A 26360-nucleotide genomic window follows, 5' to 3' on the forward strand; every position below is an offset into this window, starting at 1 on the left:
CCTACGACCTTCGGGTTATGAGCCCGACGAGCTACCAACTGCTCCATCCCGCGTCCGATTGACGCTACTTTGATTTAGCTTACTAAACTCGCTGGTTAGCGTGCTTAACTGTCTGCTTCAAAGCGGGGCGAACTATAGCGATCCCCGTTTCTATTTGCAAGTAAAATCTAGGTTGTAGCTATTTGTTTGCTGGTAAAATAAGCGAGTTACTGCTTTATCGAACGATATAAGGTTATTAAGCCTAAAATAAGGGAATTTAACTGCCCATTTCGATAAGTCGTTGGGGTTATGTGTTTGAACAGGTATAATGCTGCACTGAATTTTGCGTAACCGATGACTGACTAAATACATGTTTAATTTTTTTGCTGCTGCCCCAAAGGGGTTCGAATATAGCCTTGCTTCTGAACTTAAAGAGTTTGGCGCAACCGACGTTAAAGAAAGTGTTGCTGGGGTGTATTTTACTGCTCCATTAGAGCTGGCTTATCGAATCACACTATGGACTCGTTTAGCGAGCCGTATCGTATTAGTGATCTATAAAGGAGGCTGTGATTCTGCCGAGCAACTTTATAACGCGGCATACTGTATTGATTGGCCATCGCATTTTTCCCATAAGAAAACATTCAGTATTGATTTTCACGGCACGGGTGGTTTCATTAACAACACTCAATTTGGCGCGTTGAAAATTAAAGATGCGGTTGTTGACCGTTTTCGTGACGATGGGACTCCTCGTCCAGATGTAGAACGTGTTAATCCCGATTTTAAAATTGATGCCCATTATCGAAATGGTCAGCTGACTATTTCAATGAACTTCTCTGGCGCGTCATTGCATCAACGTGGATACCGTTCAACTACAGGTGAAGCACCATTAAAGGAAAACCTCGCGGCCAATATGTTAGTACGCAGTGGCTGGCAAGCGAATCCAATTACAGTGCTTGACCCATTTTGTGGTAGCGGCACGGTACTAATAGAAGCGGCATTAATGGCTGCTGATATTGCTCCAGGACTCAAACGCGAGAAATTTGGTTTCGAAAATTGGCAGAGCCACAATAAAGCGATGTGGCAGGTTATTTTTGACGAAGCTCAAGCGCGTGCAACTTTGGGGAAAACCCGTTGCAAACTCAAATTCTACGGTTCAGACATTGAACCACACCTGATCTCTATCGCTAAACGCAATGCTGAAAATGCTGGTGTTGCTGAATTAATTGAATTTAGCGTGTCTGATGCACTCGATGTCACACCTCCTGTAAGCGAAGGCTTTTTGATCTCTAACCCTCCTTACGGTGAGCGTTTAGGTAATGTCACTGAGCTTTTACAACTTTATTATCAACTTGGTGATAAGTTTAAAAAAGAGTTTGGTGGCTGGAAAATTGCCATGCTGTGCAGTGATGTTGAACTCATTTCATCGCTTAAGCTTAAAGCCGACAAGCAAATGAAAATGTTTAACGGTGCATTAGAATGTGCTTTTAACATTTATACTTTACACGCAAACAGTACCCGTCGCGACGTACCTGAATTGCCTGAAGGTGTTGATATTATCGACATAGCTCCAGCATTTGCTAATCGTATTAAAAAGAATGTTAAACAGTTTGAAAAATGGGCTAAAAAAGAACGTATTGATAGCTACCGTTTATATGATGCTGATTTACCAGAATATAATGTTGCGATTGATCGATATGTCGATTATGTGGTTATCCAAGAGTATTCTGCTCCAGCAACAATTCCTGAAGCGGTTACCAAGCGCCGTATTAGTGATGTGCTATTAGCATTGCCTAGTGCTTTAGGGATCCATCCTGATCGTATTACGTTAAAAACTCGTGAACGTCAGAAAGGCGCTAATCAGTATCAGAAGATCGATGAGCGCAAAGTAGAAGTTATCACTGAAGAATACGGTGCTAAATTCAAGCTTAACTTAACCGGTTATTTAGATACTGGTTTGTTCCTTGATCACCGTGTTACGCGTAAATTAGTGGGTGATAAATCTAAGGGTAAAAATGTCCTTAATTTATTTGCTTATACTGGTTCTGCGTCTGTACATGCTGCAATTGGCGGGGCAAAATCTGTCACTACTATTGATATGTCTAATACCTACATCAGTTGGGCTAAAGAAAACTTTGCCTTAAACGGATTGTCTGGTAAACAATATGACTTTATTCAAGCAGACTGTTTACAGTGGATTAAAGAAAACAGCCACCAGAAGTTTGATCTTATCTTTATTGATCCTCCTACGTTCTCTAACTCAAAACGCATGGAAGACAGTTGGGATGTGCAACGCGACCATGCAGAGATGTTAGGCGGGTTGATTAAGCTACTGTCTCCAAATGGCGAGCTTATTTTCTCCAATAACAAACGTAAATTTAAAATGGATATCGAAGCGTTGAACCAAGCAGGTATCGACGTGACGAATATTGACCATTTATGTTTACCGCTGGATTATAAGCGTAATCCGCATATCCATAATGTGTGGCTACTGACTCATGCAAAAAAATAGTTCAGTCGCTTATGTGTTATATCACACAGAGGGTTGCCATCTGTGTGATATCGCCCAAGCATTGGTTGAGCAAACCGCAATAGATTATCAGCACATCGATATATGTGATAACGCCATACTTGCAGAGCGTTATGGCATGAGCATCCCTGTATTTGTACAGGGTGAACGTGAGTTATTCTGGCCTTTCGATGCCGCACAATTACAAGATTTTTTAGGAGTTTAGATTGAGTCTGGTACGTATTAATAATGGCTCGTTAGCCTACGGTTACATTCCTTTGCTGCTTAATGCAGACTTTACCATTGAACCAGGTGAGCGTGTGTGTATCGTTGGTCGCAACGGTGCCGGCAAATCAAGTTTAATGAAAGTGTTATCAGGTGATGTACTGCTTGATGATGGCGAGTTTAATATTGCCAATGACGTCAATGTGAGTCGTTTACAACAAGATCCTCCTAAAGCTGAAACTGGAACCGTTTACGCTTATATTGCAGCAGGTCTTAAAGAAATTGGCGAAGCGTTAGAGAAGTATCATCAACTATCACACGATGTTGCAGATGCTAATCCTGAGCAGATGGAACGTATGCTCAACCAAATGCAGCGTCTGCAAGAAGTATTAGATCATAATAACGGTTGGCAATTAGATTCGCGGATTATTCAAAACTGTCAGTTATTAGGTCTAGACCCTGATAAGCCATTAAATGAATTGTCTGGTGGTTGGCAGCGTAAAGTGGCATTAGCTCGCGCACTTGTGGTTAACCCTGATTTACTGTTACTTGACGAACCCACCAACCATTTAGACATCGATACCATTGAATGGTTAGAGCAATTTTTATTAAGTTTCAAAGGTGCCATCGTATTTGTAAGCCATGACCGTGGTTTTATTCAAAGAATGGCAACCCGTATCGTCGATTTAGATCGTGGTGTGGTGGTCTCATTTCCAGGTAACTACCAAGCTTATTTGGATGGTAAGCAAGAATGGTTACGCGTAGAAGCAGAAAAAAATGCTCACTTTGATAAAAAACTTGCCGACGAAGAAACCTGGATCCGTCAAGGTGTTAAAGCGCGTCGTACTCGAAATGAAGGTCGTGTTCGAGCGCTAAAAGCGTTACGTACCGAACGCAGCGAACGTTTGAATCGCCAAGGTAATGCCAAAATGTCGGTATCGGATACCGAACGCTCTGGTAAGTTAGTATTTGATATTAAAAATGTTAACTATAATTTGCCGGATAAAAATTTAGTTAAAGATTTCAGTACTACTGTCATACGTGGTGACCGTATAGCATTAATTGGTCCAAATGGCTGTGGTAAATCAACCTTAATCAAGTTGTTGATCGAGAAGCTACAACCTCAATCTGGCGAAATTAAAGTCGGTACCAAGCTAGATATCGCCTATTTTGACCAGTATCGCGAAGCGCTTGATCCTGAGAAAACAGTCGAAGAAAACGTGGGCGAGGGTAAAAGTACCGTTACCATTAATGGCCAAGATCGCCATATTCTTAGTTATCTGCAAGATTTCTTATTCTCGCCAATGCGTGCACGTACGCCAGTAAAAGCCCTTTCTGGTGGCGAGAAAAACCGTTTGCTATTAGCAAGATTGTTACTGCGTCCAGCCAATCTTATTATTCTTGATGAACCAACAAACGATCTTGATATTGAGACACTAGAGTTGCTAGAGTCACTACTTGCCGATTTTGCTGGAACATTACTTATTGTGAGCCACGATAGAGCATTTATCGACAATACGGTTACCAGCAGTTGGTGGTTTGCCGGTAATGGACAATGGGCTGAGTATGTTGGTGGTTACCAAGATGCCGTTGCTCAAGGCGCAAAATTTTATTCTGAGGAACCTGTTGCAGATACTGTTGTCCAAACTTCCGCAGTGGTTGAAACTAAGCCTGTAAGCACACCTGAGAAAGTCACTAAAAAACTGTCTTATAAATTGCAAAAAGAATTAGATACGCTTCCGAGCCAAATGGAACAGCTCGAGCAAGAGATTGCCCAATTGCAGCAAACTGTCGGTAGTGCTGATTTTTACAATCAACCACAAGACTCGATTAATAAAGCACTGCAGTTGTTAGCAGAAAAAGAACAAAATTTAGAAGTTTGCTTCGAGCGATGGGAAGAGCTTGAGTCACTGAAGTAAAATATAATAAAACAGGAATAGTTACATGAAGTTAAAGTTTGATAAAGCCTTGTCCCTCGTTGCGATAGGTGTATTAAGTGTAATTGGTTCAGCACAAGCTGCACCCATATATGAAATTGTTAATATCGAAAATTTCGACTTGAAGGGCACCATTGACGGTACACGTAATGGCTATGCCATGGCCGTGAACAATCAAGATGAAGTGGTAGGTATTTCAAAAGGTAAAAAGAAACTTAGCACTGAAGACATTGCCGGCGGCATTATTGATGTTGAAGACGGTATATCTGGTGCTGAAGAAATAACCTATTCAGTGCTAAAGCCTATTGAAGCAAACAACTTTACCATAACAACCAGTGCAAACGCAGCTGAAGGCGCTTGGACACCGACATTTTATAGCTTAGCTGGCACCACTAATCCTACAGATGTAGGCAGTGATGGCGAGTTAATTATTAATTCAATTGATACTTTCTTTTATGGTTTAAACAGTAATGGCACCAAAGTAGGCGCATATACTGGTGTCGAAAAAACCCTACCTTATGTTGGAACCAGTACCACCCAAAAACTTTGGTATTATCGTGACTTTGAGCTTCGCGCTGTTGCTGTAAAAGACGATGTTGAATTCTCATTATCGCCGCCTTATACCACTTATGAGCGTGCTCAAAGTGGTGATATTAGTGCCGCTACCGTAGAGCTAGGCGGTTCATCTGTTGCTGCTGGTGTAAATGATAATAACCTCGTTGTTGGTTATGGCAGCACAGCATTAGTTTCATCAAGTAAAGATCGTATTGATACTTGTATTACCAGTGCGCAAGATACCGAGACTGATAATCCTACGCCTTTGGAAATTTGTGTTCAGGATTCTCAGTATCCAGATACTAACAACCGTCGTTATATTCTTTATCAAACACGCGCATTAGTGTGGGATTTAAACAATTTAGACGATAGTGGTGTACCAGGTCGTACTGAATTACCGTTAGGCTTAACGCCATCAGCAGATTCAACGCTCATTTATACCTCGCAAGCATTAGGCATTAATAGTATTGGTGATGTTGCTGGACGTTCACACGTTTATCGCGGCGGTGATACTGATAAGCTATATTTTGATGCCGCTTATTGGAAAAAGGATGCTAATGGAGAGTATCAATATAATTGGGTTAAAATGGACGATGAAGTCACTAACTCAATTGCTTATGATATAAATGATGATGGTATTTTAGTCGGTAGTTATCAAAAGTATATTGGCGGTTATTTACGTAATAAATTCTTCACCTTAGATACCAATAATCCTGAACAAGGCATTGTTACGCCAAATGACTTCCAAACTACATTGTCGGATTTAAGTAGCAAACCTAAAGATATCAATAATAAAGGCCAAGTCGTTGGTTATGTTGAATCAACTTACGACAAAGAAAAGCCCCGTCCAAAAGTGGGTTTCTTATTTGATAATAACACCAGTGAATTTGTTAACTTAAACGATCGTCTTGTATGTGGCTCTAAAGGCTATGAGCAAAATACTGACGGGGAATGGGTTCGTCATCAGGTGAGTATTCAAGACGGCACAGGTGAGACGTTAACCTATAGTTCAGATATTAAAATCGTTGAGGCGAACGGTATTAGTGAAGACGGGACGATTGTCGGCACAGCATTTATTCGTAAACCACAATATCAAACAGATCCCATCACTGGTAATGTGGTTGTTGGCGACAATGGTTTACCTCTGTTCAAATTAGATGGTAACGGTGCTCCAGTGACAGCCTATTTACCGCGTATGGTTATTTTGAAGCAAACTTCAGGTGAAGCATGTACTACTTCTGATAGTGTTGAAGAAGAGCCTTATGTGCGTCAAGGCGCCGCCAGTTTTGCTTGGTTGTTTGCCTTGCCATTATTATGGTTCCGCCGCCGAGTAAAAAAATAGTTTTACTGTTAGTTAGCAAATAGCTTCTCAAATTAGAGGCAGTTTAATAGCACAAAAAATCGAGGATAAATTCCTCGATTTTTTTTAACTTAATTCTCAACACCTTAATAAAAAATCAGTCAAATGATGTTTTTTTTAATTGATTTCGATTAAAAAACGTTCTATTCCTATAGCTAAGGCTTCAACTTCACCACGTCAAATAGAAGCCCGTCAATGAAGAGGACTCATGTATGAAAAGACAGAAAAGAGATCGTTTAGACAGAGCATTTTCAAAAGGATTTCAAGCCGGAGTTGGAGGGCGCTCTAAGGAGATTTGTCCCCATTCAAATCTGGATTCACGGTCTCATTGGTTAGGCGGGTGGCGCGAAGGTATTGATGGTCGGCTTAATGGACTATTTAACAAGTAATACTTAAGTCACACGCAACAAAATGCCCTCGCGATAAGTATCGGAGGGCATTAGTGAAATATAACAGTTACGTAAAACTAAATCCGTACGATTAGAACGTCGACGTATCGCTAAAAATACCCACTTTTAGATCAGTAGCTGAGTAGATTTGACGGCCATCAACTTCCATAGTTGCATCAGCAATACCCATCACTAACTTGCGATGAATTTTACGTTTAATGTTAAGTTTATAAGTGACTTTTTTAGCTTCAGGCAATACTTGGCCGGTGAACTTCACTTCACCTACACCTAATGCACGACCTTTGCCTTCAGCGCCTTCCCAACCCAGGAAAAACCCCACCAGTTGCCACATAGCATCTAAACCTAAACAACCAGGCATTACTGGATCGCCTTTAAAGTGACAATCAAAAAACCAAAGATCTGGAGTGATATCAAGTTCGGCAATAATTTCACCTTTACCATATTCACCGCCATCTTCATTAATGGTAATGATACGATCAATCATCAACATATTGTCTACAGGTAAACGGGGTCTATTTGGGCCTAAAAGATTGCCATGACCACATGCGACAAGTTGCTCTTTAGTGAAACTATTAGCTTTTTCCATTGAAATCGATACCACTTAGTTGACTGATAATCTTAACAAGATAGCGAACACGTGTACGCTAAACAACTCCGATCACTAAATAATTCGTAATCTAGCTAACAATTTAGCAAAAAAGTTCAACTCAACGTCATCATCATCTTGCCCTGCTAACTTATCTAAACGCTGTTGTACTAATCCGTAAAGCGTCTCTGGCGCAAAGTCATTATCTTCATTAGCAACGCCAGCGGGCATTTGCATTAGCAATTCAACTGCTTGATCCATATGCTCAATTGCATGGATATGGAATAATCCTTTATCAATAGCTTCAATCACATCCGGTTCAAGATTCAACTGCAAGACATTGGCCTTAGGCATAATAACACCTTGATCGCCTGTTAACCCGCGGCGTTGACATAAATTAAAGAAGCCTTCAATTTTTTCATTCACACCACCAATGGCTTGGACATTGCCAAACTGATCTAATGCACCAGTCACCGCTAAACTTTGGATAATCGGTTGCTCTGCTATTGCAGACATTAAGCAGCAATATTCAGCGAGTGAAGCACTATCACCATCAATTTCTTGATAAGACTGCTCGAATACGATATTAGCATTGAGGTGAAGAGGTGCATCTCGACCGAAAATACGATACAAGCAAGACGATAGGATCATCATGCCTTTTGCATGTATATTGCCACCCAATTCTGATTTACGTTCAATATCCGCGACTTCACCATCACCATAATGCACTGATGAGGTAATACGTGCAGGCTCACCATAGGTATAGTCTCCAGTATCAATAACAGTAAGCGCATTAATTTGACCTACCATAGCACCTTTAGTTGGCAGATTTATGAAGTTGTCATCAAAACTTTGGGCTGAATACACTTCAGAACTATTGTGGCGGAAGGTTAATTTTTCGAGAGCTTTGGCTATCGCCGCCGCATTTAACGCTGATTGACCGCAATAGGCTTTTGCTTGACCTAACAGGTGCCTAAACTCCAACATACTTAAGCTTAAACGTTGCTGATGCTCGACCAAACGAGAGCTGTACCAAAACAACGGCAGTAAACTTGACGTTTCTAACTCAACCGATTCACTCTGGGCAAGTACATTTAGCCACTGCACATATGAAGACTCGGGATGTTGGGTTAAATCTACTTCATTGCTCATTTCAGCAAGCAGCGGAAAATGCCGACTAAAGTGCCTATCTTCAACACGAAGCTGGCTATAGGATAAACCGCTTCCAACAAGCACGATCTTACAATTAAGCGGAATAGGAGCGAGTTCGTTATTAATCCGATAAAAGCCGTCGTGGAGAATCTGCATCAACAAATCCCACAAACTCTCACGTTGCCACAATGATGCTAAGCAAATAAACACAAAATGATTTTTCGCCAATGCTCCAGGTTTATAAACACTGGATTTATCGGTTTTAAGCATTTTTCCGAGCAGGTCTGCACGGCGAATCGTCCCCTGTAAATAACAAGACAAGGATTCTTGCCTAGCAATAATACCGACATGCTCTGGTGGCAGAGTTTGCTGCCACTTAAACTGGATCTCATCTTCTTCGTGCGTCTTTTTTGTAGCAACAAGATATTGGTTTGACGGTGTATTAGCTTGGGTTACTAACGCATTAATAAATAGTGGTCTATCTACACCCAAAAAATCAGCAAGAAATAGATGTTGCGAATTAATTTTGCTCATTAGTTTGAAGGTATCAACTACTCGTTCTTGACCAAGTAAGATATGACTTGGAAAACATGCTGAAGTCGATGGGTCAGGTAAATGATACTGAGGAGCGAGTTTGGCACTAGGCAATAGCGTTGAATTCATATAGTAGTAATCTAGCTGCGGCAACGAAAAATAATAAAATGATATTAGCATAAAGCGTCGTAAAAGCCTTAGCAGATTCAATTGTTAGCGCTTATCTCATGGTTATTACGCCTGTCAGCCGCCAAAAGCGACTTTACTAAGGCCAGTCTGATTCAAAAATGCTTTAATAATGATAAAAATATGTTCATGCTGATTAATTGCTATGCATTCAGATGTTTTTTTTACATTTATGGTTTACAAGCAAACGCGTTACTTATATTATTCAGCCCGTTCGGAGGGATGGCAGAGTGGTCGAATGCACCGGTCTTGAAAACCGGCAACGGTTTATCCCGTTCTAGGGTTCAAATCCCTATCCCTCCGCCATATTAAAGACGAAAGGCTCATCAGAAATGATGAGCCTTTTTTCGTTTAGGTGATAGATAGGAAATTGAACCTAGGGTTCCTATTTATAAAAGATCGCTATCCCTCCGCCACATTAAAGACGAAAGGCTCATCAGAAATGATGAGCCTTTTTTCGTTTAGGCGATAGATAGGAAATTGAACCTAGGGTTCCTATTTATAAAAGATCGCTATCCCTCAGCCACATTCAATGAAAAGGCCTTACCGAAAGATAAGGCCTTTTTGTTTGGGCGAAAGATAGAGATTTAAACCCACGGGTTCCTCTTTATAAAAGATCACTATCCCGCCCTCACATTCAACGAGAGAGCCTCATCAGAAATGATAAGGCTTTTTGTTTGGCGAAAGATAAGACTTTGAACCTGATAAGCTTCTAGAATAGTAGACACTTCATAAAGGTAGTCCGTTGGATATTAGCAACACCTAAAAAGCCTTAATAACTATGTCACTAAAAATTGCCCAGAAATGTGCCTTAAGGCGTAAATTATGTATCCCACTGCGTGATTGCACTCATCAAGTGAGCATTAAGCTTGCAACCTTCTTACCTTACAAATTATTATCTATGCCCTGCATACAACTATCCAACGCAAGCAGTCTTAAATGATAAGATACACAGTAATATTTCAACCAAGCTGAAACTCACCGAGTGAAGACGTGGCAATTTTGGCCTAACTATCGCCTGATGAATGCGGTAATTCGATTTATTGATTTGATTAGCGTTAGGTGTATTTTTATTCTGTCGTCCTATGTTAGGACGCACACCCTTATAGATTTTCAGCATTACTGGAGACAAAACTCATGACAAACGTGACAGTGGATGCCACGCAGTTAACGACTAAGCCATCACAAGATGGTTTTTACATGCCCGCTGAATGGGCAGTGCAACAAGCGGTGTGGATGATTTGGCCGTATCGTCCAGATAACTGGCGCTCTGCTGGGGCTTATGCTCAGGCGACGTTTGCCAAAGTGGCCGATGCCATTGGTGCAGTTACACCCGTTTATATGGGGGTTCCTAAAGAATTTTTAGTTCAAGCTAAGACAGTGATGCCTTCCCATGTCACTTTGGTCGAAATAGAGAGCAACGATTGTTGGGCTCGCGATACTGGGCCTACTGTAGTAATGAATGCCAAGGGCGAACGCCGTGGTGTTGATTGGAGCTTTAATGCCTGGGGTGGTCACAATGGTGGCTTGTACTCTCCATGGGATAAGGACGAGCAAGTTGCACAAAAGATGCTAACACAGCATGATTTTGAACGTTATGTCGCTCCGCTGATCCTCGAAGGTGGTTCAATTCATGTCGATGGTGAAGGCACCTGCATAACGACAGCCGAATGTTTGCTCAACAGCAACCGCAACCCAGATCTGAGTCGTGAACAGATAGAAGCATTACTGGGCGATTATTTAAATGTGCAGCAGTTTATCTGGTTGCCAGAAGGCGTGTACATGGATGAGACCGACGGACATATTGACAATATGTGCTGTTTTGTTCGCCCTGGTGAAGTGGTTTTACACTGGACTGACGATCAAACCGATCCCCAGTATCCTCGTTCAAAAGCCGCGTTGGATATTTTGCAAAGTACTGTGGATGCAAAGGGGCGTAAGTTAAAAATCCATCTATTGCCACAACCGGGTCCTTTGTATTGTACCGAAGAGGAATCTCAAGGCGTAATGGAAGGAACTGGTGTGCCTCGCACTGCGGGTGAGCGTTTAGCGGGTTCATATGCGAACTTTTTAATTACCAATCAGCGTATCGTTTTCCCGCTACTCGATCCTGCTACCGACGATATCGCAGCCCAAAAATTGCAGGAGATTTTCCCTGAGTATGAGGTTGTCGGTGTGCCTGCTCGCGAGATCTTATTAGGTGGTGGCAATATCCATTGTATTACCCAACAGATCCCCTCTGGAAAATAAGTGAACCCAAGGAGAACACAATGACCATGTATGTCACTGTTGTTGCAACACAATTGGCTTTCATTAGGAGCGTGTCGCATGTTTGAAGTAACTGAAGTTTCTATTGCCGAGCTACGTGCCGCCCTCGAATCCGGTCGCACCACTGCGGTTGAACTGGTGCAGTCTTATCTTGCACGAATTGATGCTTACGACGGCCCAGCGACACAGACTAAGCTGAATGCATTAGTCGTCCGCAACCCTTATGCGATCAAGGAAGCAGAGGCTTCTGATGCACGCCGAGCTAATGGTGAAACACTTAGCCCACTTGACGGTATTCCCTATACCGCCAAGGACAGCTACTTGGTTAAGGGGCTGACGGCAGCTTCTGGAAGCCCAGCGTTTAAGGACTTAGTTGCCCAATACGATGCCTTTGCCGTTGAGCGCTTGCGCGCCGCGGGTGCTATCTGTTTAGGTAAAACCAACATGCCACCTATGGCCAATGGTGGTATGCAACGCGGTCACTACGGTCGCGCCGAAAGTCCATACAACGCTAACTACCTCACCGCACCTTTTGCCTCGGGGTCTTCTAACGGCGCGGGTACTGGTACGGCAGCAAGCTATTCTGCTTTTGGCCTAGCTGAAGAGACATGGTCGAGCGGGCGTGGGCCGGCATCAAATAACGGTCTGTGTGCCTATACCCCATCTAGGGGCGTGATTTCTGTGCGCGGCAACTGGCCGTTGACACCGACCATGGATGTAGTGGTGCCTTACACTCGCACTATGGCAGACATGCTCGAAGTGCTGGATGTTATCGTTGCTGACGACCCGATCACCCGTGGCGATCTATGGCGTCTGCAACCTTGGGTCGAAATTCCCAAAGCATCAACAATCCGTCCAGCATCTTATGTGGCGCTTGCCGCTCAAGCCGACACGCTCAAAGGTAAGCGTTTCGGGGTGCCGCGCATGTATATCAATAAGGATGAATTAGCTGGCACCAGCGAAACCCCTGGTATCGGCGGCCCGACCGGTCAGCGTATCAATACTCGTGCATCAGTGATCGACCTTTGGCAAGCTGCACGCACAGCGCTGGAAGCTGCCGGAGCCGAAGTGATTGAAGTTGACTTCCCGCTGGTGTCAAATTGCGAAGGTGACCGCCCAGGCGCGCCGACTGTGTTTAATCGCGGCATCGTTACGCCTGAATTTCTCGATGATGAGCTGTGGGCACTATCGGGCTGGGCATTTGATGAATTCTTGCGTGCCAATAATGATCCTAAACTCAACAAACTGGCTGACGTCAACGGCCATTTGATTTTCCCGCACGACCTTGGCACCTTGCCCAATCGTGAGGGCGATCTTGCCGCTGGTATGGATGAGTATGTCAACATGGCCAAACGAGGTCTCAAGTCGTATAACCAAATCGACAGCATACCGGATGGTCTGCGTGGCTTAGAGAAAACGCGCAAGCTGGATCTCGAAGATTGGATGGATGAGTTAAAACTTGATGCCGTGCTGTTCCCAACCATGGCAGACGTGGGGCCGGCGGATGCGCATGTTAATCCAGCTTCCGCTGATATTGCCTGGAGTAATGGTATTTGGGTCGCTAACGGCAATCTGGCGATTCGTCACTTAGGTGTACCAACGGTGACAGTGCCTATGGGGGTTATGGCCGATATTGGCATGCCAGTCGGTTTGACGTTCGCGGGCCGTGCTTATGACGACAATAATCTGCTGAGGTTTGCTGGTGCATTTGAGGCAACTGGTAGCAAGCGCATGATACCTGCGCGCACGCCAGAGCTTAGTCAATAAGCACTAAGCCAAAGCACTTGTAATACAGAACGGGATTGGCGTCTACACGCCAATCCCGTTTTTTTAACGCCAACGTAAATGCATCGTTAACATACACATGATGCAAAGATGTCGTTGAGCATAGCCAAAGAGCAAACGTCCTCAAAACAGCACTTAAGACGGCCTTTTACTGCCCATCATAGCGTCGATTATTAATGGCGAAATCAATACTGTGATCTAGATTTGAGCAAATGAGTGGCATGTAAAATGGTCACCTATTTGTTACGCGGTAATCCTCATAGTTTCCACAGAGACTTGACGGCGACATATTGGCCGCCAACGCTCAACGGTGCGCCAAGCCCAAGGTCAATCTTAACTAAGCCTTTCGCTGATCGTTCAGCTAAAAGCGCTTGCCCCATCACTTTTTTGAGCGCGAAAGGGTGTCGTTTGGGTTATCGATTTGCCAAAATGTTGTGATCTACCGATTCAGTCGAATCACTTTCAATAAAATGGTCGATCACTGTTAAGGGCAAACTCACACCGAAGTTACTGATCACAATCAAATCTAATTGTCAGCACTGTACCTAGAACAGAAATTCTTTTCTGCACTAGGCCTGCTATTGACTAAGGCTCAAGAGATTACGAAATCGTGCCATTCATTTGCATGCTTGTTGACAGGTAATGGTGCTGAGATGTCTGTAGATAAGTGTATGTATGCAGTCGCACAGACAGTGTGATCGACTGATGGCATCATTTGAAGTTCTGACCTTATCCCATAGTGTCATTAAACCGCCTCAGATGCAGGAGTGACATGCCAAATGAATAAAACCTTAGTCATAGATTATTACACTGACATTCTTTGTGTTTGGGCTTGGATTGCTCAAAAACGTGTCGATGAACTTAATAAAAAATTGGCAAACAGCATCGAACTTCAATGTTACTACGTTGATGTTTTTGGTGATGTACCGACAAAAATAAACACCCAATGGCAATCAAAAGGCGGTTTTATTGGCTTTGCCGAGCACATACAACAGTCTGTATCTGCCTTTGAATACGCTCATGTAAACCCGAAAGTATGGACGCAAGTTAGACCCACGACTTCAGCCAATGCGCATTTGATGCTTAAAGCGATAGAGAATACTTATGATAAAAAGAAAAGTATCGATATGGCGCTAACGTTTCGAAGTGCATTTTTTATCGATGGCTTGGACATTGGCAATCTTGACGTGCTCTATGATTTAGCTAACGCCAATGGACTTGACCTAAACGCCATCGATACCAGTATTCGTGATGGTTCTGCTATGGCGTCTTTAATGGGTGACTATCAAAAATCAAAGCAACAAAACATTAACGGTAGCCCGTCTTTTGTGCTTGATGGTGGGCGACAAATATTGTACGGCGACGTAGGTTTTCGCGTCATTCTTGCCAATGTTGAAGAGCTTTTAAAGCATCCAACAGATGAGGCAAGCTGGTGCTGAAATGAGCGCGATTCGCTCATTGATGCTATCGATAGTGACATCGACCAAATGCCTGCTTAGCGATTAAGGGATTTTGGACCATTCGATACATAAAGAGAAACATGAACTCTAAAATCTCCCCTACAAGCACGTTAGACAAGAGCGACGATAATGTTAAGAGGTGATAAATGGTAGCCGAATCTATGTCTACGTCCACAGAATCAGCCACACAAGCGAAAACGGTTGCTGTTTTTGGTGGCGGTATTGCCGGACTAACGGCAGCGCATGAATTTGTAAAACTTGGCTATAAAGTCAAAGTGTTCGAAGCCAATCCTGATGCCGGTGATTTTTTAGAAGTGCCAGAAGAAAAGAAGATCAAGATATGCCTTCTGAATACTCCTGGCATGGAATGGGCCCTTGGTATAACAATTTTTTCGAACTCATCAAGGAAATCCCCTTTGATGAACACTCCAGTCTTTATGACAACATCCTTTCAAGACCGGTAGTATTCGGCTTGGCGCCCAATTCAGGCACGGCGCATTTTGGTGATTCTAATTCCAAAAATGTCGATTTGGAAAACCTGTTTAGTATGACGACCAAAGAAAAATGGCTTTGGTGTTGGCTGATGGGAAAAGCATGGTGTTCAAATAATAGGAGCAGCCAAAAGTACAGCAACATTAATGCTAAAGAAGCTTGGCGCCCCTATTTAGCCCCTTCGACGCTGAGCACCTGGAGTTCCACTTTTGGCCCTTGGGTGGGTTCCGACTGGTGTCATGTTTCTTTCCATCATGTGGCGCATTTTTTTCGTAAACAATTAGTCACCAAGTATTCGTATCATCATTCAGGAGACAGTGAAGGCGGCCCGTGGGATCACACGGCGCGCGACGGTTGGCTGCTTCTGAACGGGCCCAGCAGTGAGGTTTGGTTTGATAAATGGGTCGATGATCTGAAGCAAAAGCAGGTCGAGTTTCATTGGCAGACCCCACTTTATCGTTTGAGTTTTGAGAATAACAGCATCACAGCGGCAGAGCTCGCCAATGGCGAAACCGTTCAAGCCGATATCTATGTCCTGGCACTGAATCCTTTTTCTGCGGCAGATATCTTGGCAAGAACCCCTGTGCTTGAAAATAAACCGCAACTTAATCTTTTTAAATCCTTGGTACAACAGGGGCCTCACACCCAAGTATCTTTTAGAATTGGCTTCAAAGAAAAAATGTCTTGGCTGCGACAAAGATGCGCGCTGGTTATTTCAGACTCCGCCTTTAACCTGACGCTTTTTTCTCAGGAACAAGCGTGGGGAGAGTCGAGTTCTCTGGGGGACGATATTCAATCTCTGTGGACTGTCACCGCTTGCGTTTCAAAAGTCCCAGGCCCGGTTCATGGTCTTTGTTTGGAACAATGCACTGAGGAACAATTTCTTGATGAAGTGTTATTTCAATTAAAACAGAGTCATGCCCTAGATGAACTGGTGAAAAAGGCTAACGGCGGCAAAAGCTGGCAAGATTTTTCCATTGTAAAAATCACAGTTTGGCATGAATGGACGTTTTCTCCTGAAGGAATAACATCGGCGCAACCCAAATGGGTTAATTCGACCAATACCCAGCAATATATGCCACAGCAAAAGACGACAATATCCAACCTTGTTCTTGCCGGAGCTCACACCCAAACGACCGCAGATGTGTGGAGCATTGAGGCCGCGGTTGAGAGTGGCAAGCTGGCGGTAAAGGTTTTTGAGCCGCAACTTAAGGTCATTCCACAGTCGAACTTTCTGGTGTTGAACGTCCTTGGGAAAATAGACGATGTGCTTTATTACTGCAAACTTCCAAACGTGTTGGATGTTGGTTTAATCGTCATGGTTATGTTATCAATAAGTCTAATCGCCTTTGGGCTTGCCGGATAAAGAGTAGCTTATATAAAACACAAATAGCGGAGGACTTATGCATGATCATGAGGATACAAAGTCGCATTATCAAAAAGATAGCCTGACATTGGTCGGTGCCGTTGCGCTTGGCACTGGCGTTATGATTGGCGCTGGTATATTTGCCTTGACGGGCCAGATGGCCCAGATGACCGGAAGCCTTTTCCCGCTGGCATTTCTTTCGGCTGCGGTGGTTGTCATATTTAGTGCATATTCTTACGTCAAAATGTCCAATGCCTATCCTTCCGCCGGTGGCATAGCCATGTACCTGAAAAAAGCCTACGGCAGCACGGTGACAACCGCTTTTCATTCCCTACTGATGTATTTTTCAATGGTGATAGCTCAGAGTTTTCTGGCGCGTACCTTTGGTACTTATACATTGCAGCTGTTTGGTATCGATGATACTAGCTTGTTGGTGCCGACATTGGGTGCCGGATTATTGCTGGTGGCATTTCTGATCAATTTGTCCGCCAACAAGATGATCGAAGGTGTCGCGTCGGTGCTCGGCTTTATTAAGATTGGCGGTATCGTTTTGTTCGGTATCGTTGGCGTAATGGTGGCTGGCTCGGTAGAAGTCGATTTCTCAACAGTCAGTCCAGACGCTTCAACTTCTGGTGCAACAATCGCTGGTTTTATTGGTGCAACCGCGCTGGGTATTTTGGCCTTTAAGGGCTTTACCACCATTACCAATAGTGGCTCAGAGCTTATCGATCCTCACCGAAATGTAGGCCGAGCCATTATGATCGCTATTGCTTTGTGTGTGGTGATTTATACGCTGGTGGGCTATTCCGTCGCCAGTAACCTGTCACTTCAGCAAATCATCGAAACAAGAAATTACTCGTTAGCCGCCGCTGCAAGGCCTGCACTGGGCGAATATGCCGTCTGGTTTACGGTTGTTCTGGCCATGTTGGCAACAGCAGGCGGTGTTATCGCCAGCATATTTGCGGTTTCGCGGATGTTGGCGATGCTGACCGATATGAAACTCGTTCCCCATAGCCATTTTGGCATGCCCGGTAGCATCCAAAAGCACACCCTGGTTTATACCGTCATTTTAGGTTTGCTGTTGACCATATTTTTTGACCTGACGCGGATTGCGGCTATGGGCATCATCTTTTATCTGACTATGGATATCGCGGTACATTGGGGGATTTTGCGACATTTGCGCCATGACATAGGTGCAAAACTCAGTATTTTGATCACCGCCATTATCCTTGATCTGATTGTTCTGGGTGGTTTTGTCTGGGTCAAGATAAACAGTGATCCATTGGTGGTCGGTGTCGCTGGTGTGGTAATGCTGGCTATTCTGCTTGTCGAGGTGCTGTTTTTAAGGCATCACCCTATCGAATCAAAAGACCACAAACACGGATAAGTAAATAGTACGCCGCAGCAACAGATAGGCATTTCTCTGTGCTTCACTGCTGCAGGTTAGCTTGGTCATTATACCGAATATTTTTTATGTAAACGTTGGAGCTAATTATGTCAAAAAACGTATCAGATCATTTAGTCGAAATGCTGGTAGAAGCCGGTGTTAAGCGAGTTTATGCCGTGACTGGCGATAGTCTTAATCCGGTCAACGATGCTGTGCGAAGGGATGGTAGACTGCAATGGATCCATGTTAGGCACGAGGAAGCTGGCGCCTATGCGGCATCTATGGAAGCTGAGCTAAATGGTATCGGTTGTTGCATGGGCAGCAGTGGTCCTGGGCATGTTCATTTAGTCAATGGACTCTATGATGCCAATAGAGCTGAAAATCCGGTTATTGCGATTGCTTCAACTATTCATACTGAAAAAATGGGCCTGGACAACTTTCAAGAGACAAGACCCGAAGCGTTATTTCAAGATTGTTCAAAATATGTATTTCTCGCCAATACCCCTAAACAAGCTGTCAATGGTTTGCAAACCGCGATTCAGCATGCCATCAGCAAGAAAGGGGTCGCTGTGCTCGGGCTTCCCGGCGATGTAGCTTCAGCAAGTCTGGAATCTGTGCATACGGCGAATAAAAACTTCTATACCCAACCCAGAATAACCCCAAGCAATGAACAGCTTCTAGAACTGGCAAACGTCATTAATGAACATGACAAAGTGATGCTTTTTTGCGGCCATGGCTGTCGCTATGCCGTTGAAGAAGTGATGGCATTGGCCAAAAGGCTTAATGCCCCATTGGGATATAGCTTTCGAGGCAAAATATTTTTTGAACGTAAAGAAAATCCTTATGCCGTTGGATTAAATGGGCTGTTAGGCAATAAATCCGGTTTTGAAGCCATGCATCAAGCCGATGTCCTGTTGATGCTGGGCACGGATTTTCCATATAGTGAGTTCCTTCCCGAAAAATGCAAAATTATTCAAATCGATACTAAACCCGAAAAATTAGGCCGCAGAGCTAAAGTGGACTTGGGCTATTGTGGTGATATTAAATCAACCCTTGAAGATCTTATGCCGTTAATTGATGTCAAAACGTCCACGGATTTTCTCGACAAAACCCGTTCACTGCATCAAAAAATTGAAGCTATCTATGAGAGCTATGTGGAAGAAAAGGGATCGGAAAAAAACATTCATCCAGAATATGTCGCTCATTTGGTGGATAAACTTGCCGATGACGATGCGATATTTACCGTTGATACGGGCATGAGCGCCGTGTGGGCCGCGCGTTATTTAAAGGCGGGAGCCAATCGCTACCTGACCGGTTCCTTTAATCATGGCTCGATGGCGAATGCCATGCCTATGGCGATGGGGGCAGGTTTATCACAACCAGACAGACAAGTGATTGCATTTTGTGGTGATGGCGGTATTTCAATGCTGCTCGGCGATTTAATGACCATTAGCCAATATCAAATTCCTGTCAAAATCATCATCTTTAATAACCGTTCGTTAGCTATGGTGAAGCTTGAAATGCGGGTAGAAGGTTATATGGAGTGGCAGACGGATATGGTTAATCCTGATTTTATAAAATTGGCAGAGGCGATGAACATTGCTGCATGGGAGGCGACGGAGTCCAAAGATGTGGAGCTTGCACTGGCAAACGGATTCAAGCATAAGGGACCTGCGATAATCAATATTTTTACCGATCCCAATGCTTTGGCAATGCCACCTACCTTAAACTTTGAGCAAGTAAAAGGCTTTGCGGCATCGATGACAAAATTAATGGTCAATGGAAAATTTGCCGAAATAGTCGATACCACTAAGAACGATTTAAAATACTTACGGGAATTATGATAAAACATTATGAAGCAAGCTATTAGGTTCACCACAATCGTCCTGGTTATTTTTGTCGTCATTATCGGCATTATACTCTGGCCTTTAGCGGGTCTTATTGTTCTTGTAGCCTTGCTCGTGCTGCTTGGATTGTATGATTTATTTCAAACAAAACACTCGATACTGAGAAACTTTCCTGTTATTGGTCATATTCGTTACCTATTAGAAATGATAGGTCCAGAGCTGCATCAATATTTTGTGGAGTCGGATACTGATGGTAAACCGATTAATAAGAATCATCGCAGGTACATCTATGAGCGAGCCAAAGAGCAAAATCAAACATCCCCCTTTGGCACTGAGCTCAATGTATATGATGATAATTATAAATGGATGCAGCACAGCATCTATCCCGCTAAGAAAATGGACACACCGCCACGGGTTGTGATTGGTGGCAAAGATTGCCAACAACCTTACAGTGCTAGTCTATTTAATATCTCAGCCATGAGTTTTGGTGCTTTGAGCAAAAATGCCATTCAAGCCTTAAATTTGGGCGCTAAAGCCGGTGATTTTTTTCACGATACCGGCGAGGGCGGTATATCCGAATATCATTTACAAGGTGGCGATTTAGTGTGGGAAATCGGTACAGGGTATTTTGGTTGCCGCACCGAAAATGGCTGTTTTGATGCGGAAAAATTTAAACAAAAAGCCAATTGGGCGCAGGTGAAGATGATTGAAATTAAACTCTCACAAGGTGCCAAACCCGGCCATGGAGGAGTACTTCCCGCAGCCAAAAATAATCAGGAAATTGCTGACATAAGAGGCGTTAAACCCCATACCGATGTGCTTTCACCTCCCGGCCATTCCGCTTTTAGCAATGCAGCAGGGTTATTGCAGTTTGTTGAGCAATTAAGAGTGTTATCCAACGGAAAACCTGTCGGCTTCAAACTTGCTATAGGCAGTAAACAAGAGTTTATTGAAATATGTGAAAAAATGCTCGAAACAGGCATCAAACCCGATTTCATCACTGTGGATGGCGCAGAAGGGGGAACGGGCGCGGCACCTATCGATTTCTCAAACTATGTTGGTATGCCTTGGGAAGATGCACTGCTTTTTGTCGTGGATACGCTCAATACCTACAAGCTCAAACAAGACATAAAAGTGATTACGGCGACTAAGATATTTACCGCTTTTGATTTGTTTAAAGCCCTTTGTATCGGGGCTGATGTGTGTAACTCCGCTCGGGGCATGATGCTGGCTTTGGGTTGTGTTCAGTCCTTGAAATGCAACACCAATGAGTGTCCTACAGGCGTCACCACAAATAACCCCAAATTAGTGCGAGGCTTGGTGGTTGCAGAAAAATGGCAAAGGGTCAGGAATTATCACCAACATATGTTGGACGATTTTTTGCAACTAATGGCCGCTTCGGGTTGCCATTCACTTGAAGAAATGAATCAAAATTTAATTTACAGGAAGGTGGATAAGCACTGGCTTTCCTATGCTGAAGTGGTAAAAGCCCGCTGATTTTTATGGATCATGCCGTTTCAATCGCCGTATCGTTATAACAGAAGCCGGGTCCTTGCCTGCCAATATACTATTGGCAGGGATATTACGTACAACAATTGTCAGTGACGGAGACTATTAGTCACTCGCGAGGCTCTGCAAAGCATTGGTGACCTCACTCATCCGCGCCGCCGTGACTTTACCGTGAACCTGCGATATCAGATTACCGTTCTTATCCAAAACAACAATGACCGCCTCTTCGCTATCGGAGGGCACACCCAAGGCGCTTTCCATGATCTGTGAGTTGAGAATCCAGGTTTGATCGTGATAGCGCTGCGGCACTTGTTCTTTGGCGCGGCCAATGACATCTTCTTCCGACATAAAGAAGGGTAAATTGACAGCCAGTACGTCGCGAACCCGATATTTACTATGATCTATCTCTGAGCGCAATGTGTTAACCCACTCCCGAGTGGATATTGCGGCATTGCGAGACGGCGTAAGTATCAGCAGTGTCGGTTGACCTATCAGTTTGTTACTGTCAACTTTTTCGCCGCTAAGCGCCGTCGCTGTAAATGACGGCCATGGTCCATCGCCTGCGATAGCAGACGGCCCACATAGGGTTAGTATTGCAAGTAGGGTCAGTTCAGTAATGTGTCGGGATACTGATCCCCAAAGTGTTGTCGGTATCATTGGTCTGGATATCATAGTATTCCTCTGCTCAGTGGTAGGTGCGCGAACAAGCAGGCTAAGCCAGATCCAAACACAGAAGGCGCAGCATTCACGAGACTCCTTGTTAAATCATCTTGGCTCTCATGTCTGACGAGTAAGCATCACATATACAATATGCTATTGATGACATTTCATCTGTTCGCTAGCGAACTTTCTGCCAACCAATGACCCTATTAGATTTGCAGACGCCATTTGTGGGTATGTGTTCTATCGAACAGACCAGCCAAATGCCAGCGCGCAAGCTGTAATTATCAGGACTTGCCGCAATGATCTTTTCCTCGGGCTCGGCAGGTTTCATCCTCATCATACATAACAGGATATCTAGCTTATGCTTTTCGAAACGTTTTCTAACCGCTCGCTACAGCTAGCCAATCGCATGGTAATGGCGCCGTTGACACGCAGTCGGGCTACGCCTGAGCACATGCCGAACGCGCTGATGGCAACTTACTACGGCCAACGTGCAACGGCGGGACTGATTATTACCGAGGGCACTTCGCCCAGCCCCAACGGACTGGGTTACCCACGCATCCCCGGCCTCTTCGATAGCGCTCAGATGAATGCATGGCAGGCAAGTACTTCAGCGGTACACGCCCAAGGCGGTAAAATCTTCTTACAGTTGATGCACTGCGGTCGAGTTGCGCATGTCGACAACTTGCCGGCAGGTGCCGAAATACTCGGGCCAGATGCCGCGGCATGTCCCGGCGAGATGTATACCGACACCCTAGGCATGCAGCCCCACAGTACGCCCCGCAAAATGACCGAGGCCGACATCGCTCATGTGGTAAAAGAGTATGTGACGTCGGCAAAACTCGCGCTGGAAGCTGGTTTCGATGGTGTCGAAATACACGGCGCCAACGGCTACCTGATTGAGCAGTTTTTGAATCCGCTAATCAACCTACGCAATGACGGTTATGGCGAGAGCATTGAAGGCCGCAACCGACTCGCGCTGGAAATTGTGGCTGCGACAGTGGCTGCCATCGGTAGCGACCGGGTCGGCATCCGGCTCTCGCCTTATGGTGTGTTCAATGGCACCGGTGCATTCCCCGACATAGAGACGCAGTACCTGGCATTGACCAAGGCGCTTTCCTCGCAGGGACTTCTCTATATCCACTTGGTTGATCATTCATCTATGGGGGCGCCAACTGTACCTGCCGACTTCAAGCTCAAGCTGCGCGCTGGTTTCGATGGCTTGTTTATCCTCTCAGGAGGGTTCGATCATCAAAGTGCTGAACAGGCGTTACGCGATAAACATGGCGATCTGGTCGCCTTTGGCCGCCCGTTTTTGGCTAACCCTGATCTCGTCGCACGGATGCGCCAAGGTGCCGAGCTCAACACTCCAGACGAAGCGACTTTTTACGTACCTGGCGCCAAGGGCTACACCAACTATCCCACTCTGGCGACGTCACAAGAACGTTAACGCCAAAAGTCATCGCCGAGGCCGCACAAATTCAGTAGAAACTTGCGGCGCCCATAAGACCAAATTAAAACAGGATTTTACTATGACCTACAAAAGCATTAATCCTAATAACGGAACAATCTTGAAGACCTTTGATGAAATCAGTGATGAACAGCTTGAGATTAAGCTTGCCGCTGCGCACGCCTGTTACCAAACATGGAAAAACACCAGCTATAAGCAACGCGCCGCTATTATGACCAAGGCTGCTGAACTTCTGCATGCGCATACTGATGACTATGCCAAACTGGCAACACTGGAGATGGGGAAGCGAATTGATGAAGCCCGTGGCGAAGTGAATTTCAGTGGCAAAATCCTTAGCTATTATGCAGAGCACGCGGAAGCGTTTTTAGCTCCAGAGAAACTTGACCCAGAACATGGCGAAGCACATATGGAAAGCAGCCCGATAGGCGTGATCTTCTGCGTCGAGCCGTGGAACTTTCCCTTTTATCAACTTGCTCGTGTCGCAGGCCCGCAACTGATGGCGGGCAATGTTTTGGTGGTGAAACATGCCAGCAATGTGCCCCAGTGTGCAATTGCCTTTGAGCAGTTGCTGATTGATGCGGGCGCCCCAGAAGGCCTGTACACCAACCTGCTGGTTTCGCACCAACAGTCTAACCAGGTTATCGACGACCCGCGCGTCAAGGGCGTGGCACTGACGGGTGGTTTTGCCGCTGGCAGAAGCGTTGCCGCCCGAGCAGGGCAGAACCTCAAACCCTCGTCAATGGAGCTCGGTGGCAGTGATGCCTTTATCGTGCTTGATGACGCAGATCTCGACAACACTATTCCTTGGGCCGTGTGGGGACGTATGTACAACCAGGGACAAACCTGCTGTGCTGCGAAACGCTTTATTGTGCTCGACTCGATTGCTGATAAATTCATCGACAAGTTTCAAACCGCGCTTGAACTTCAGCAACTTGGCGATCCGATGGACGAAAAAACCACCAAGGGGCCGATGTCGCAAGAAGCCGCTCTGGTTAATATTTTGAAGCAGGTCGATGATGCTGTAGCCCATGGGGCTAAGGTGTTAATGGGTGGCAAGCGTATCGACTGCCCGGGAGCGTTCATGCAGACCACGATACTGACCAACATTGCGCCAGGCAATCCTGCTTATCGCACTGAGTTCTTCGGCCCAGTCGCGTTAATTTTTCGGGTCAAGGACGAGGCTGCGGCCATCGCGCTTGCCAACGACTCAGACTTCGGACTTGGTGGGTCGGTGTTTACCGAAGATGCAGCTCGTGGCAAACGCGTCGCCAGTCAGATTGATACCGGCATGATGTTCATCAACAATATTGATTGGATCGATGCCGCACTGCCGTTCGGCGGCGTCAAAGATTCAGGTTATGGCCGCGAACTCGGCGAAATGGGCATTCAGCAGTTCGTTAATAAGAAGTTGGTTCGCACCATTTCGATGGCAGCACCGGTGTAACGGTTGCACATTTAGGGGCTAGCAAAATGAAAATATTAATATTTCACAAGCAATACCCTATATGGTAACGGCATAACATGGTGAACGCGCATAGTCACCTAAAATAGCGACATCGCTATTGAGGACTCAAGTAAATCAATGGGGTAGGTGGCTATGGTTTCATAATGCTATGGTTTCAAAATATCATGGCTTCACAACACTGGGTTTGAATGAAATGAAATCATTTCATCTTAAGCGTCTAGTTGTGAAGCCGATTAACCTTGCTTGGGCGGATATCGAAACGGCATGACGATATTCTATAAGGCTAGGGTGATTTATGTTAAATCACAAGATAGTCGCTTATCTGTCAAGACGCCAATGAGTGAAACTTAGCATAGATATTTTAGTTAATAAGTTTCTAGTCTATCGGTTTCAGTTTTTACCACGGCATAACATTCGCAGCACAGGGTTTCGAGTTTTTGTCTGTTGGTCACGGTAATTTGGCCGCGCTTATAGTTGATGACCCCAAGTTTTTGCAGTTTACCGGCGGCTTCAGTTACGCCTTCTCGTCTGACGCCTAACATGTTGGCGATCAACTCTTGGGTCATAGTGAGATTGTTGCTAGCCAGTCTATCAAGTGATAGCAGCAGCCAACGACAAAGTTGCTGATCGATAGAATGGTGTCTATTACATATTGCCGTCTGTGCCATTTGGGCCATCAGTGCTTGAGTGTAACGTAATAACAATTCGCGAAGGTTTTGATTGTCGTTAAATTCATCGAACAATACTGATGCGGACAATTTATAGGCTCGACCTGCGCTTTGTACTATGGCGCGATTTATGGTGCTTTCTCCCCCCATAAACACCGCAATGCCCACTAAACCTTCATTGCCGACAACAGATATTTCTGCCGATGCCCCGTCTTCGAGAACGTTCAGTAAAGAGACAATACTGTCGATGGGGAAATAGACATTTTCAAGGTTTTGACCAGCTTCATAAATAACTTTACCTAAGGGCAGTTTTATTATCTTTAACTGCGGAAATAAGCGCTTTTTTGTCTCTTCAGGTAATGCTTTAAGTAATGCGTTCTCATTTGGGTCAATCATTGATAACCTTTTTATATTAAAGTGAATCATTCACCACTAGCTATGAACTTCCCTATGTTATTGCTTTTATTCAAGATTGCATAATGCTTAAGTAATCTCATTATCAATATAACAGAGTTTGTTGAATCGAGTAGGGTAAAGTGCATTGCTCAG

Annotated in this window: 19 protein-coding genes and 2 tRNA genes (1 of these 21 cut by a window edge); 16 read left to right on the forward strand and 5 right to left on the reverse strand. The window is 44.6% G+C overall.

Going from position 1 to position 26360, the window contains the following annotated elements; all coding sequences use genetic code 11:
* A tRNA-Met gene (locus ACED29_RS11225) sits at positions 1-53 on the reverse strand; it reaches 145 nt to the left of the window's first position.
* Between the two features lie 296 nt (positions 54-349).
* On the opposite strand from ACED29_RS11225, the gene rlmKL reads away from it, so the two are divergent.
* The 5 genes from rlmKL to rmf all read left to right on the forward strand — a co-directional run bounded on the left by rlmKL (position 350) and on the right by rmf (position 6951).
* Positions 350-2488 (forward strand): bifunctional 23S rRNA (guanine(2069)-N(7))-methyltransferase RlmK/23S rRNA (guanine(2445)-N(2))-methyltransferase RlmL, encoded by a 2139-nt coding sequence (gene rlmKL, locus ACED29_RS11230; RefSeq protein ID WP_371697697.1) that lies wholly within the window; start codon positions 350-352, stop codon positions 2486-2488.
* Positions 2475-2711: a glutaredoxin family protein gene (locus ACED29_RS11235; RefSeq protein ID WP_182697069.1), complete on the forward strand. Its 237-nt coding sequence runs from the start codon at positions 2475-2477 to the stop codon at positions 2709-2711. Before rlmKL ends, ACED29_RS11235 begins: the two co-directional genes overlap by 14 nt.
* 1 nt (position 2712) lies before the next feature.
* Complete coding sequence (locus ACED29_RS11240) at positions 2713-4629, forward strand: ABC transporter ATP-binding protein (protein WP_371697698.1); 1917 nt, start codon at positions 2713-2715, stop codon at positions 4627-4629.
* Positions 4630-4654: 25 nt separating this feature from the next.
* Positions 4655-6544, forward strand: coding sequence for a DUF3466 family protein (locus ACED29_RS11245; RefSeq protein ID WP_182754623.1), 1890 nt, complete (start codon positions 4655-4657; stop codon positions 6542-6544).
* A gap of 230 nt (positions 6545-6774) precedes the next feature.
* Complete coding sequence (rmf, locus tag ACED29_RS11250; RefSeq protein WP_124016335.1) at positions 6775-6951, forward strand: ribosome modulation factor; 177 nt, start codon at positions 6775-6777, stop codon at positions 6949-6951.
* Positions 6952-7042: 91 nt separating this feature from the next.
* Here rmf and fabA read toward each other — a convergent pair whose 3' ends face one another.
* Complete coding sequence (fabA, locus tag ACED29_RS11255) at positions 7043-7558, reverse strand: bifunctional 3-hydroxydecanoyl-ACP dehydratase/trans-2-decenoyl-ACP isomerase (protein ID WP_124016336.1); 516 nt, start codon at positions 7556-7558, stop codon at positions 7043-7045.
* 75 nt (positions 7559-7633) lie between these two features.
* Complete coding sequence (locus ACED29_RS11260) at positions 7634-9373, reverse strand: AAA family ATPase (RefSeq protein ID WP_182723329.1); 1740 nt, start codon at positions 9371-9373, stop codon at positions 7634-7636.
* Positions 9374-9646: 273 nt separating this feature from the next.
* Here ACED29_RS11260 and ACED29_RS11265 point away from each other — a divergent pair.
* The 9 genes from ACED29_RS11265 to ACED29_RS11305 all read left to right on the forward strand — a co-directional run bounded on the left by ACED29_RS11265 (position 9647) and on the right by ACED29_RS11305 (position 21532).
* Positions 9647-9736 (forward strand) — tRNA-Ser (locus tag ACED29_RS11265).
* 831 nt (positions 9737-10567) lie between these two features.
* Positions 10568-11680 (forward strand): agmatine deiminase, encoded by a 1113-nt coding sequence (aguA, locus tag ACED29_RS11270; protein ID WP_371697699.1) that lies wholly within the window; start codon positions 10568-10570, stop codon positions 11678-11680.
* Between the two features lie 78 nt (positions 11681-11758).
* Positions 11759-13465 carry an amidase gene (locus ACED29_RS11275; RefSeq protein ID WP_371697715.1) on the forward strand — a complete coding sequence of 569 codons (1707 nt, stop codon included), beginning with the start codon at positions 11759-11761 and terminating at the stop codon, positions 13463-13465.
* Positions 13466-14262: 797 nt separating this feature from the next.
* Positions 14263-14922, forward strand: a complete 660-nt coding sequence (locus ACED29_RS11280) for a DsbA family protein (protein WP_182742587.1) — start codon at positions 14263-14265, stop codon at positions 14920-14922.
* A gap of 167 nt (positions 14923-15089) precedes the next feature.
* On the forward strand, positions 15090-15407 hold the full coding sequence (locus ACED29_RS11285) for an NAD(P)-binding protein (RefSeq protein ID WP_371697700.1): 318 nt from the start codon (positions 15090-15092) through the stop codon (positions 15405-15407).
* Complete coding sequence (locus ACED29_RS11290) at positions 15311-16801, forward strand: FAD-dependent oxidoreductase (protein WP_371697701.1); 1491 nt, start codon at positions 15311-15313, stop codon at positions 16799-16801. The genes ACED29_RS11285 and ACED29_RS11290 overlap by 97 nt, the downstream gene beginning before the upstream one ends.
* A gap of 37 nt (positions 16802-16838) precedes the next feature.
* The gene (locus ACED29_RS11295; RefSeq protein WP_371697702.1) at positions 16839-18188 is read left to right on the forward strand and encodes an APC family permease; all 1350 of its coding nucleotides are present in this window, start codon (positions 16839-16841) and stop codon (positions 18186-18188) included.
* Between the two features lie 107 nt (positions 18189-18295).
* Positions 18296-20032, forward strand: a complete 1737-nt coding sequence (locus tag ACED29_RS11300) for a thiamine pyrophosphate-dependent enzyme (protein WP_371697703.1) — start codon at positions 18296-18298, stop codon at positions 20030-20032.
* Positions 20033-20041: 9 nt separating this feature from the next.
* Entirely contained in the window at positions 20042-21532 is a 1491-nt protein-coding gene (locus ACED29_RS11305; protein ID WP_273059669.1) for an FMN-binding glutamate synthase family protein, read from the forward strand.
* Positions 21533-21649: 117 nt separating this feature from the next.
* Here the strand turns inward: ACED29_RS11305 and ACED29_RS11310 are convergent, their stop codons facing one another.
* Entirely contained in the window at positions 21650-21961 is a 312-nt protein-coding gene (locus ACED29_RS11310; protein ID WP_259396238.1) for a hypothetical protein, read from the reverse strand.
* A 607-nt stretch (positions 21962-22568) separates the two neighbouring features.
* Between ACED29_RS11310 and ACED29_RS11315 the strand changes: the two genes are divergently transcribed.
* Positions 22569-23657: an alkene reductase gene (locus tag ACED29_RS11315; protein ID WP_371697704.1), complete on the forward strand. Its 1089-nt coding sequence runs from the start codon at positions 22569-22571 to the stop codon at positions 23655-23657.
* An 82-nt stretch (positions 23658-23739) separates the two neighbouring features.
* Positions 23740-25122 (forward strand): NAD-dependent succinate-semialdehyde dehydrogenase, encoded by a 1383-nt coding sequence (locus ACED29_RS11320; protein WP_371697705.1) that lies wholly within the window; start codon positions 23740-23742, stop codon positions 25120-25122.
* Between the two features lie 386 nt (positions 25123-25508).
* Here the strand turns inward: ACED29_RS11320 and ACED29_RS11325 are convergent, their stop codons facing one another.
* Positions 25509-26207, reverse strand: a complete 699-nt coding sequence (locus ACED29_RS11325; RefSeq protein WP_124016347.1) for a Crp/Fnr family transcriptional regulator — start codon at positions 26205-26207, stop codon at positions 25509-25511.
* Positions 26208-26360 lie beyond the last annotated feature (153 nt).

This window comes from Shewanella sp. 5S214 (assembly GCF_041439795.1).
Lineage (GTDB): Bacteria > Pseudomonadota > Gammaproteobacteria > Enterobacterales > Shewanellaceae > Shewanella > Shewanella vesiculosa.